This window comes from Acinetobacter sp. (assembly GCF_039596015.1).
Classification (GTDB): Bacteria; Pseudomonadota; Gammaproteobacteria; order Pseudomonadales; family Moraxellaceae; genus Acinetobacter.
In genome coordinates, this window is record NZ_JBCNKN010000015.1 from 25,518 (window position 1) to 38,310 (window position 12,793).

A 12,793-nucleotide genomic window follows, 5' to 3' on the forward strand; every position below is an offset into this window, starting at 1 on the left:
AGGGAATACTATGGGAATTCATGTTTGTCAAAGTCAACGCCTTGAAATTTTGGCACAGGAATTATTAAATCAATCGAAAATAAATACCGATCATCCTTTTGAGATATTTGAACGTCAGCATTTGATTGTACCTAGTCTTGCGGTAGAGCAATGGCTAAAACAATATATTGCAAAAGATCAGGGCATTAGTGCAAATACCTTATTTCATCAACGCATACAGACTTTTCAATGGTTTGTTTATCAGCAGGTTCTGGAAAACAAGGAGCGGGTTCGTCAAGCCAATATTCCACGGTTGGTGATGAAGTGGCGGATTTATGCTGCATTAGAAGAATATATTCAAGCGCCTCAATTTGAATTAGATACACAACATCCTTTATTTGCCATTGTGCAACGCATTTATGCCAGTGCCGAGCATGTATCGGTTCAAGATCGGCAGCAGAAAAAACAGAGTATGTTGTACTGGGTTGCCGAACAGGTGTCACGATTGTTTAGCCAATATATGGTGTATCGTGGCTATTGCGCACATCGTTTTGAGGAAAATTGTCAATGTCCACAAAACTGGCTGAAACAATGGGGCAAAAATCAGCCGTTAGAGATTGAACAATTACAACCGATTCAGACCACTCACTTTTCAGCAGAACAGCTTTCACAGCTAGAACAATTAGAAGCATGGCAACGCTGGTTATGGCTGGAAATTTTCAATGACGATTTTATTGAAATGCAGCGCATTGATGCGGACTTCTGGAAAATTCTGGATGATCCCGAGCAGCGTGTGGCTGCTTTACGCCACTTACCACAACAGATTTTTATTTTTACCCTTTTAGAACTGGCGCCAAGTCAGCTTAATTTTCTAAGACGACTCGCTCAATATGTGGAGATTCATTTATTCCACTTTAACCCTTCGCAGGAGTACTGGGCGGACAGTGTCGATCCAAACTGGAAAAAACAATACGATGTAAAAGTCAAAGAACGCTTTATCGAAAGCCATCAACGACAAGGTAAAACCGTCACCGATGCTGAAATTGATCAGTTTTTTGAACAGTTTAATTTAAACTTTAATGCACTGGCACGAGAGTCACGACATCCGATTTTAACCCGTTTTGGTAAACAGGCACGTGACCACTTTTCATTATTGGCCAGTTTGTCATCGGGGGAAGAAGGCGAGTGGTTTGACCTGTTCGATGAAGATTATCCTGATACTTTATTAGGTAAAGTCCAGTCAGACATTTTGTACTTGATGGAACCTGAACTGCATCAATATCCATTGGCTGCCGATGACCATTCGATTCAGGTTCATATTTGCCATTCGGCATTGCGTCAGCTTGAAGTGTTAAAAGAGCAGATTTTGCATTGGTTGGCAGATGAAAATAGCCCATCGCCACACCGTTTAGATGACATTCTAATTCTCACACCCGATTTAAAATCACTCGAACCCCATATTCGTACCGTGTTCGCGCCACCGCCACAGTTTCAGGGCAATCAACAGGTCTATTTGCCAATTAAAATTGGGGGTGTTCCACAACTGGATATTTTGCAGGCATGGCAAGCGGTGACGGGGCGATTGTCACTGGTGAGTGGTCGTTTTCAGTTTGAGGATTTTGCAGATTGGTTAAGTTTGCTGGCAACACAGCAGCGTTATGCTTTAGATGTCGATGCTGTTGCACGAATATTGACGCTATTGGCTGAGGCAGGTTTTAAGCGTGGGTTTGATGATGCGCATCTTGCTCGAACGCTGAATCCTGAAGATCAGGATTATCGTTATAGCTTTAAATTTGCACTGGATCGCTTGGCGTTAGGCATCGCAATCCCTGAACATGCGGTATTTGAAAAGACTTTAAGTTTTGCCGATGTTTTCCCCGAAGATTTTAGTTTAATTGCCACTTTAATTCAGATTTATCAGGATATAAAACAGCGTAGCGAATGGCTGCTGGTTGATCAGAACGTGACACATAAAACCATTGAACAATGGCTGTTTTTGCTTAAACAAGAAGTGGTTGAGTTTCAGCAGACAGGTGTGGTGGCGTTGGATAGTGTTGCTGAGTTACTGCAAAAATATATTCGAATGTTGACGCTTTCTGTTTTTACGAAAAAACAGCAGCAACGTGAAGATATCCGATTGGAACGTCTGAGTTTGCCTTTGACGTATTTACTACAGGAAATTCAGCAGCAGCTTGAAAATACGATAGATCAGGCTGAACCAAGCGGGCAAATTACCTTTAGCCAGATTGGTCAGATCCGCCCAATTCCATATAAATTGGTGGTGATGCTGAATTTGGATAGCGGTACATTCCCAAGTCGGCAAACACAAACGCCTTTTGACTTAATTAGGCAGTTACGTCCACAACTTGGAGATCGTTCTCGTATAGAGGATGATCAAGGCGCATTTTTAGATGCTTTATTACTGGCTAAAGAACAACTGTGGTTGTTTTACAATGGTTTTGATGTCAATGATGGCATGGTTCGTCAGCCGTCGAGTGTGTTGCAGGAACTGGTTGATCATTTGGACTATATTGTATTGTCAGAAAACCCTGAACAATTCATGTCCGAACAGGTTCAGATTGAGGGGATTGAACTACCGCAACATTTACAGTCGTTGTTTTCAATTCATCCGTTACAGCCTTTTGACCCGAAAGGTTTTCAGCAAGCACAGATTTCACGTTTTCATGACCAATGGTTTACTGTAGCCCAGCATATTTGGCAAAGTGAAGGCAAACGACAGGGATGGCGTGATGCAGAAATTCCGTTAGAAAATACCAACTCGATGGTACTCAATGGGTCACAGTGGATTAACCAAATGGTGTTCCCTGCACAGCTTTATTTAAAAACATTAGGCGTAGATAACGTCCGTATTGATGTCGATGAAATTGATACTGAGCCATTGTTACTCGATGGTTTGGGACGTTACGCCATTCGTGAGTTTTTGCAGCAGCATCAACAACTACAGCCTGAACTTTTAGCAGATCGCTTGCCTGTCGGTAAAGTGAGCCATGCAGCATGGCAAATGAGCGTTGCCGAATATGAGCTACTGCTAAATCAAGTTCATCAATATGCTGCTGAACCGACCAAAACCACTCAGCAAAGTTTAACGCTAAAAGCCGATTTAAACCTTCGTATCGATGTGCCAGAACAACTTGAACAACAAGACTGGGTGAGTTTAAATCCATCGAGTGCCAGTGCTGAACGTCGTGTGAAAGTCTGGCTTGAATATATACTGTGGCTGGCATATTTAAATCGGGCTGATACCGAAAAAAATCGACGCATTGTGGTGTTTAGTGACTGTACAATTATTTATTCAGGGATTGATTCGGCACAGGCGTGGCACGATGTACAGGCATGGATGGCAGCATGGGATTATGGGCGACAGTACCCATTGGTTTTGCCCGCAGCCTTGTTATTGCATCCTTTGGTCAAAGACAACAAAACACTGACTTGGCAAAGTGATGAATTGGGTCAAATGCAGATTGAAAATATCGAATTGTTGTTGAAACAGTGGCAAGCCGAAAATAATTATAACCGTAGTTTTTCAGTCAAAGATGACCGTTCTACCAAACAACATGCCGACTGGCAGTTTATTTTGCAGGAACAAGATGCCACACAGGCATTACTCAACAGTTGTGCCCAGTTTGCATATGCATTGTATGCGCCAATTTACCAATATCAACAGATGGATAAACATATATGACTGCTGCTGTTTCCCTCTCATATCACCCCATCACCGATATTCACTTTGAAGGGTTACACTGGATTGAGGCATCGGCAGGTTCAGGGAAAACCTATACGCTTTCAAGTTTGATGGTACGGATTTTATTAGAAAAATATTTACCCCGTCAGGTTATCGCAACCACATTTACCCGTGCGGCAGCAGCCGAATTAAAAGGGCGGATCCGTTCACGCTTGGTTGAAACTTATCGTTTTTTTGACGCTCGTCGTAAGGCGACACAACAGGAAAATCAACAATACGCACAACAACTGAAAGACCAAGACCCGCTACAGGCAAAGGTCTTAGAAACATATGCAGGGCAGGTGGCTTATGCCTGTTCTCGGTTAAAACTGGTGATTGATCAGCTCGATGAATTATTTGTCGGCACACTCGACAGTTTTAGCCAAAAGTTATTACGCGAGTTCGCCTTTGAAAGTGGACGAATTGAACGGAGCGACATCACTGACAATGCCAAACAATATACACGGCAACTGATTCATGATGTGTTACGTGAATGGATTCAGGCACAGCCTCAGACCTCAATTGACTGGATGTATGCCAGTGGTGAACTTGAACCTGTTGAAAATTATATTGATGTGGTTGAGTCCAGTTTAAACTTTGGCAATGCGCATCTAGAAGCTGTTGAGCCGCAAGCTTTACAACTTGATGAACTGCTTCAGCAGCGAACACAGATTACAACATTAGATTTAAATCACCTGACTGCTTTTTATTTGCCAACAGGTGAATATTTTAAAGGTGTCAGTGGGACTTATTTTAAAAAAGACAGTTTCACGGTGTTGTTTTGCGACATCATTCCTTGTGCAGTGACGCTGATTTTAAATGACAATGGTCAGGCTTTTTTTGGTAAAAATTTTGCAGGGCAGCGAGCCAAATTATTTAAATTTTTAGAATTATTTGAGCAGCAGAAGATTTTTTCAAAAAAATGTCCAGCCGATGCCGCAGAACAATTTTATCAGGATACTCAGCTCAAGGCATTGTTGGCGGTACTACAGCATTTGTTGACAATGCAGCAGACCCTAGCAGATATGGGCACATTTTTGAAATTTTACCTGTGCCAACAAGTGAAAACTCGTTTGCCGCAACAACTCCAACAAGCAGGCGAAACCACATTTTCACAGCAAATCCGAACTTTAAGTGAAGCCTTACAAGGCACGCAAGGACAACACTTTTCTGCCTTTGTGCATCAGACCTATCCATTAATTTTGGTGGATGAATTTCAGGACACCAACCAAGATCAGGACAACATGCTGGCAAGCATTTGGCGGCACCCAAAGCGTTATGCACGTGGTTGCATGATTATGGTGGGGGATCGTAAACAGGCGATTTATGGTTTTCGTGGCGGTGATATGCTGACCTTTATTCAGGCATATCAGGATGTTATTCAGAAGTCTGGACAGTTTTATCAGTTGCAATATAACCACCGTTCCGTTGCGCCATTGGTGGAAGTGGTTGATGCCTTATTTCAAAAACAACCAGACTTTGGCGAGCAGGTGATTTATCACCCTGTTTTTGCAGGGACACGACCGCATCCCGCTTTGGTCGATCAATCGCAGCAAAACCCATTGCCGTTACGTTGGTTTCATATCGAAGATAAAAGCGAACATCCACAACAAGTGGCATGGAAAATCAGAACATTGCTGAATCAGTCCGCTTTAGGGCAGCTTTATTTTGCAACAGAACCAACCCCTCAAGCATTGGTTGAAGATGATATTGCCGTGTTATCCAAAAATCATGATGGACTGGACAAAGTACAATTTGCCTTGGAACACATGGGCATTCGGGTCAACCGACCTGCCAAGCGTAGCGTGTTTGATCATGTCATTGCTAAAGATATTGGTGCTGTACTCACCGCGATTTTAAATCCATACGATGAAACAAAACTACGTCGGGCATTGCTTAGTCGGTTGTTTAATTTTAATTTACGCCAATTGCTACAACTACAGGCGCAGCCACAGGGTTTTTCTGACTATATTGATGCCTTTAACCATGTTCGTGAATTATGGTTCGAACGTAATTTTTTAAGTGCATGGCAATACTGTTTGCAGCGTTTTGATGTGTGGCAAACGCTGGTTGCCACCCCAAGTCAGGACAACGAGCGGGTTGTGGTTAATGTACGGCATTTAACTGAACTGTTAAGTGAACATAGCCGTTACCATGCAGGGCCACAGCATTTGTACCAGTGGTATTTCAAACAGCTTAATTCACCCAGTAAACGAGAATGGGAATTGGAACGTCAGTTGTCGAATGCGACTGGTGTGAAGTTGATGACCATTCACCAGTCGAAAGGCTTAGAGTTTAAAGTGGTTTTTTTACTCAATGCCGATGGCAGTTTTAAAGAACAAAACAAAAGCCTTAATTTTTCGATGGTGGAACAACTCAATCCCATCACTGCACAGCCTGAACGAAAGCGGGTGATCGCCATTCATCATCAACACTTGTCTGCTGCCCAGATTGAACAACATGAGCAACGTGCCGAAGCTGAGCAGCATCGGCTGTGGTATGTAGCATTGACCCGTGCGAGTCATCGGGTTTATGCCGTGGTTTCAAGCACCAAAGTGATCATGAATGGTTTAGGGTTCTGGAAAAATCAGCAGCCTGAATTTAGCCATCCTTATAGTGGTATCGAACCTGTTTTAACCAGTCGCCCACATATCGAAAAACAGGTGGTTGAAGTACAACAGTCGACACCGTTAATCGCAAAACCATTGCCCGAAAAACGATTTTATCCAAGTTCACGCACCAGTTTTACAGGTCTGGCACAGCATTTAACACGTGCGCAAATGCAGGATATGCTAGCTTCATTGCCTGAAGTAACATTGGCAGCCGCTGATGAAGTTGTTAGCGTAACTATCCCACAAACGACCCAAGGGCAAAAACTGACATGGGTTCGGCAGGCTTTTCCGCAAGGGACACAAGCAGGGACATTTTTACATACCATTTTGGAAAATCTAGACTTTCAGGATCAAACTTTATGGGCGCAAGAACTGCATCGACGGTTTAAAAATGCAGATCAGGGCTTATGGCAGCAGCTACAGGAACGCTATGCACAAGAATATGCTTTGCAAAATCTGGAGACGACGCATACCGACCATGTGATGGCATTATTGCAACAATGGTTGGATGAAATTTTACATACCCCATTGCACCCAAATTTAACGCTGGCACAGCTTCAGCCCAACCAGTATTTGGCAGAGTTTCCATTTTTTATGGCATTGTCAGATCGGGTCTTTGCAACGCAGCGTATTCAGGCTTTATTTTTAGAATATGGCTATCACATGCCGAACCTGAATCATGCTGAATCTGCGCGGTTTTTAAATGGAGCTATTGACCTTGTTTACCAACATGACGGTCAATTCTATATTGCAGACTATAAAAGTAACCATTTGGGCATGATGTTTGAAGACTATACAGAGACTGCACTCAAACAAAATATGTCGATGAGTAGTTACTGGTTACAGGCGGCAATTTATTTGGTGGCATTGCATCGTTACTTAAAAGTGAGATTGAAAAACTATTCAATTGAACAGCATTTAGGTGGTGCAAGTTATTTATATTTAAGAGGAATGCAGCCTGACGCATCTTATGGTGTAGTGCACTGGAAACCTGAGCTTGAATTGATCTTGCGTTTGGATGCAATTTTGGGATATCCACCCCGAGAAAATGGATGAAAACTGTCTATAAGTTATCTAAAGTTAAATTTTTCAATAGGTTAATTTGTGGATAAAATTGAGTATAACTTTGTTGATAACTCTGTGAATAACTATGAGGATAACTCTGTGGGTAAGCCCGAAAATCAGGTATTAAATGAACAACCGCTTTGGGTTGAATCGTGGATCAACTATCTAACACAGATGATACCTTCTGAACATGCGCATCAAATCGAGATACAACAGTTAGTTTCTCGGCTGTTTACAGCACAGGCACGTGGCGACAGTTGTCTGGATGCCTCTTTTGAAGAGGTCGAAATTCTAGATAAATTATTGACAGATGTACAGCAAAATTTACTCAAACCCTTTGTATATGATGGAAAATCACTCTATTTGTACCGTTATTTTCAATTGGAACAACGAATCGCAACACAAATCGAGCGTTTACAGCAGTCTCCACCTGACATTGTAGAAACAGCAGCCTATCAACATTTACTCACAGATGAATACCAACGTCAGGCACTTTTAAATGTCGGGAAGTTTGCTCTTAATATCATTACAGGTGGGCCGGGAACAGGCAAAACCTATACGCTAGCAAGAATCGTTGCTGTACTTAAAACGCTCGTTCCACAATTACGCATTGCAATGGCAGCGCCGACAGGAAAAGCTGCCCAGCGAATGCAAGAAGCCCTACAAGCCTCTTTTCGGGATGAAAGTTTAACTGAACAAAATGTACTGCATGATGATTTATTCAATTTGCAACCTGTGACATTGCATCGACTGCTTGGTATTGGTTTGTATGGGAAACCGAAATTTAATCTCCAATTTCCATTACCTTATGACCTGATTGTGGTGGATGAAGCTTCCATGCTGGATTTAAATCTGGCAAGTCAGTTATTTGAAGCAATTCCAAATCATGCGCGTCTAATTTTATTGGGGGATGCTCAACAATTGGCCTCGGTTGATGTCGGGGCCGTATTGGCAGATTTGCAACAAGTGCCGAGTCTGCAAGCAAACCGTACACATTTAGTAAATAGTCGCCGTTTTAGTGACAGTGCTGCTATTGGCAAAATGGCGCGGTTTATTCAACAGGTTGGTCGGCAAAACCTGACACCGAATCAGGTTTTAGCAGCATTTGAACAACAAGTGGTGCAAGCAGGCGCGTTACAACCTGTTCAGTTGTCTGAAATAGAAATTGATCAGGTTCAATTACAATATTTACAGGCTGAAAAAGCACAACCCCATCCAGCATTAGAACTACTGTGGCAAGGGTTTCAACACTATGCAGATTGTCTTTTGGACTATGCTAAAGCGCCAGATCCTGTCTGGGTGGAAAAAATTATTCAATGTTTTGATGAATATCGCATTTTAACGGCTATTCATTATGGTGCATTGGGTTTGACCCAAATCAATCAATTTATGGAACAGCAACTTTTAGCACACTTAGCCCCTGTTACCGTAAAACAAGGCAGTTGGTATGTGGGACGTCCCGTGATGATGACCGAAAATGATTATCAACTGGGGCTGTCAAACGGAGATATTGGAATCTGTTTTTATCATAGACAAAACCCAGACTTATTTGAGGTTTATTTTCCAAGTCTGGATAAATGGGTCAATGCAACCCGATTGCCGCAGCATATTCAAACCGCATTTGCTCTGACGATTCACAAATCACAAGGTTCGGAATTTGCCCATGTTGCAGTTGTTCTTGATCAGGATTCACAAAAATTGCTTAGCCAAGAGCTGATTTATACAGCCATTACTCGTGCGAAAAAGGCGGTTTCTTTACTCGTTGATCCAGATGCATTTGTCCAATCGTTAATAAAACGGACAACAAGACAAAGTGGACTGAGTAGAAAAATCAAATAAATCAGTATAAAAAGTATACATATTGGTCAAATGTAGGAAATGGCTTACATAAAATCGAGAAATTGTCGAATAGTACTACTAAATTCATTCTGCCAAGATAGCGTCACCAAAAATACTTGGTATGGATGACCAAGTCATAATCGGATGATGATAAGAAAAAAAGTCTTTAAGACACGACCCTACAGAATGGATGTAGGTAAAAGAGGATGTTTACAGCCGCTAAACCTTGTAGTTTTGGGAGAGACTACAAGGTTTTTTTCTATATCATCTTTTTTTGACAGAAGGCGTTATTGTCAGAACCTGATTAAAAATTGATTTAGAACGACTTAATTTTACGCTTGTATTTTTTACAGTATTTCTAATCGAGAACAAGGGCGGATGGACTAGAGATGCTCCTGATTTTCTTGCATCTTAGACGGTGTGGCAGCACATGTTTCTACTTGGGAAAAATATTGAAATATGAAAAACATATAAGTTAAGTAATGAGATTATTTTTATAAATGGTAAAAAACAAAGTAGAGCAGTTGACTTTTTAAATGTAAGCAATTACCTACAGAGAGTGGAGAAAAAACGGCTATATCCGAATCCATTCGCATGACAAGATAACGGACATAGGAGAAAGAAAACAAAATTTGGAATAAGAACAAGAGGTGAGAAAATCACTCACACAACAATAAGAAACTACAGCAACAAAAGCTCAGTTCACAAGACTGAGCTTTTGTTTTTTTGGGCAGGCTAAATATTCAATTTACTCTTGTTTTTGAACAAAAGTAGATACTTTCTGATTTATTTATCAAAATTGATGGGCTTTTTTTGCAATCACCAACAAATTCACTTAAAATGGTTGCTTGCTGTAGTGATGCACGGCAGTCAACAACACTTTAAATTAAAGTTTGTTGGTTTTATATCAAGTTTTTTAATAAATTAAGCATCTCGGAGTAATCGAATGGCTTTAACTAACCAAGACCGCGCAGAAATCATTGCTAAATTTGCTCGCGCAGAAAACGACACTGGTTCTCCAGAAGTACAAGTAGCTTTATTGACTGCTCAAATCAATGATTTGCAAGGTCACTTCAAAGCACACAAACACGACCATCATAGCCGTCGCGGTTTGATCCGTATGGTTAACCAACGTCGTAAATTACTTGACTACTTAAATGGTAAAGACCACGGTCGTTACACAGCTTTAATTGGCGCTTTAGGTTTACGTCGTTAATTCGATTCAAGCTGAAATTTTCGGTATATCGAATGTTATTTAACTTCGTCACTGAAAAACAAGCGGAGCTTAGTCCGAACTAAGCTATTGGGAAGGGGCGAATATTCGCTCCTTCTTTGTGTCTAACATCTAGTGAGGTCGGCTTCTAAGCTTTGTCATTTATATTGCCACTTAGGTTGTGAATGCCAAACCTTAGGGGTCTCCACTAGAATAAAATTTTAGGAAATTACACTACATGTCGATGTTTAATGTTGTTCGTAAAGAATTCCAATATGGTCAGTATCAGGTTGTTTTAGAAACTGGTCGTGTTGCACGTCAGGCAAACTCTGTATTGATTACAATGGGTGGCGTAACTGTATTGGTTGCTGTTGTGGCTCAACCAACAGCGAAAGCGGGTCAAGATTTCTTCCCACTTACAGTAAATTACCAAGAAAAACAATATGCTGCTGGACGTATTCCTGGTGGTTACGGTAAGCGTGAAGGTCGTGCATCTGAAGCTGAAACTTTAATTTCTCGCTTGATTGACCGTCCAATTCGTCCGTTGTTCCCAGAAGGTTACTACAACGAAATCCAAGTTACAGCAACAGTTGTATCTTCTGACAAAACGATGGATGCTGACATTGCTGCAATGTTAGGAACATCGGCTGCACTTTCAATTGCAGGCACACCATTCCGTGGTCCAATTGGTGCGGCACGTGTTGGTTTAGTCAATGGCGAATACATTTTAAACCCAAGCTATGAACAAATGGCTCAATCTGACCTTGACCTTGTGGTTGCAGGTACAGAATCAGCAGTATTGATGGTTGAATCTGAAGCGAAAGAACTTTCAGAAGACCAAATGCTAGGTGCAGTATTGTTCGGTCATGACGAACAACAAATTGCCATTCAAGCGATTAAAGAATTTGCAGCAGCAGTGGGTGCGAAGGCATCTGACTGGGTTGCACCTGCACATAACGAAGAATTACGTGCAAAATTAAAAGATGCATTTGAAGCGAAAATCTCAGAAGCATATACGATTGCTGTTAAGCAAGACCGTTATGCAGCATTAGATGCACTTTATGCAGAAGCAGTTGCTCAGTTTGTACCAGAAGAAGATGTTGATGGTATTGCTGATGAAGTGAACTATTTGTTTGAAGATCTTAAATACCGTACAGTACGTGACAATATCTTGTCTGGTAAGCCACGTATTGATGGTCGTGACACAAAAACTGTACGTCAATTAGAAGTACAAGTGGGTGTACTTGACCGTACTCACGGTTCAGCATTATTCACTCGTGGTGAAACACAAGCGTTGGTGACTGCAACTTTGGGTAACACACGTGATGCCTTGATGGTAGATACACTTTCAGGTACTAAAACTGATAGCTTCATGTTGCACTATAACTTCCCTGCATACTCAGTAGGTGAAACAGGTCGTGAATCTGGTCCTAAACGTCGTGAAATTGGTCATGGCCGTTTAGCACGTCGTGGTGTACAAGCGGTACTTCCACCAGTAGATCGTTTCCCATATGTATTACGTGTGGTATCTGATATTACTGAATCAAACGGTTCGTCTTCTATGGCATCTGTCTGTGGTGCGTCTCTTGCATTAATGGATGCAGGTGTTCCATTGAAAGCACCAGTTGCAGGTATTGCAATGGGCTTGGTTAAAGAAGATGAGCGTTTCGCTGTACTTTCTGACATCTTGGGTGATGAAGACCACCTTGGCGATATGGACTTTAAAGTAGCGGGTTCTGCAACTGGTATTACTGCACTTCAAATGGATATCAAGATTGAAGGTATCACTGAAGAAATTATGGAAGTTGCATTGAATCAAGCGTATACAGGTCGTATGCATATCTTGAACGAAATGAACAAAGTGATTTCTCGTGCACGTCCTGAAATCAACATGTTCGCGCCAACATTCCAAGTAATTAACATCAACCCAGACAAAATCCGTGACGTGATTGGTAAAGGCGGTGCAACAATCCGTTCAATCACTGAAGAAACTGGTGCTGCGATTGATATCGAAGACAACGGTACTGTACGCGTATTTGGTGAATCTAAATCATCTGCAAGTGCTGCGATTGCAAAAATTCAGGCGTTAACTGCTGAAGTTGAACCGGGTAAAATCTATGCGGGTAAAGTTATCCGTATCGTTGAATTCGGTGCATTCGTAAACATTATGCCGGGTACTGATGGCTTACTTCATATTTCGCAAATTTCAAATGAACGTATTGCGAATGTGACAGATGTCTTGAAAGAAGGTCAAGAAGTAAAAGTTCAGGTTGCAGATGTTGACAACCGTGGACGTATCAAATTGACAATGAAAGATGTTGATCAAGCATAAGTCATATTGAT

General features: G+C 41.6%; 5 protein-coding genes. All 5 read left to right on the top strand.

Annotated features, from left to right (window positions below):
• Window positions 1-10 precede the first annotated feature (10 nt).
• On the top strand, window positions 11-3,682 hold the full coding sequence (locus ABDV70_RS11920) for an exodeoxyribonuclease V subunit gamma (RefSeq protein ID WP_343598011.1): 3,672 nt from the start codon (window positions 11-13) through the stop codon (window positions 3,680-3,682).
• The gene (locus tag ABDV70_RS11925; RefSeq protein WP_343598012.1) at window positions 3,679-7,389 is read left to right on the top strand and encodes a UvrD-helicase domain-containing protein; all 3,711 of its coding nucleotides are present in this window, start codon (window positions 3,679-3,681) and stop codon (window positions 7,387-7,389) included. Before ABDV70_RS11920 ends, ABDV70_RS11925 begins: the two co-directional genes overlap by 4 nt.
• A gap of 165 nt (window positions 7,390-7,554) precedes the next feature.
• Complete coding sequence (recD, locus tag ABDV70_RS11930; RefSeq protein ID WP_343598040.1) at window positions 7,555-9,237, top strand: exodeoxyribonuclease V subunit alpha; 1,683 nt, start codon at window positions 7,555-7,557, stop codon at window positions 9,235-9,237.
• Window positions 9,238-10,183: 946 nt separating this feature from the next.
• Window positions 10,184-10,453 (top strand): 30S ribosomal protein S15, encoded by a 270-nt coding sequence (gene rpsO / locus ABDV70_RS11935; RefSeq protein WP_343598014.1) that lies wholly within the window; start codon window positions 10,184-10,186, stop codon window positions 10,451-10,453.
• A 241-nt stretch (window positions 10,454-10,694) separates the two neighbouring features.
• Window positions 10,695-12,782: a polyribonucleotide nucleotidyltransferase gene (pnp, locus tag ABDV70_RS11940; protein WP_343598042.1), complete on the top strand. Its 2,088-nt coding sequence runs from the start codon at window positions 10,695-10,697 to the stop codon at window positions 12,780-12,782.
• The last annotated feature ends 11 nt before the right edge of the window (window positions 12,783-12,793 follow it).

Coding starts and splice junctions, on each gene's coding strand:
- ABDV70_RS11920 (WP_343598011.1), top strand. CDS start 11: ATGGGAATTCATGTTTGTCAAAGTCAACGCCTTGAAATTTTGGCACAG.
- ABDV70_RS11925 (WP_343598012.1), top strand. CDS start 3,679: ATGACTGCTGCTGTTTCCCTCTCATATCACCCCATCACCGATATTCAC.
- rpsO (WP_343598014.1), top strand. CDS start 10,184: ATGGCTTTAACTAACCAAGACCGCGCAGAAATCATTGCTAAATTTGCT.
- pnp (WP_343598042.1), top strand. CDS start 10,695: ATGTTTAATGTTGTTCGTAAAGAATTCCAATATGGTCAGTATCAGGTT.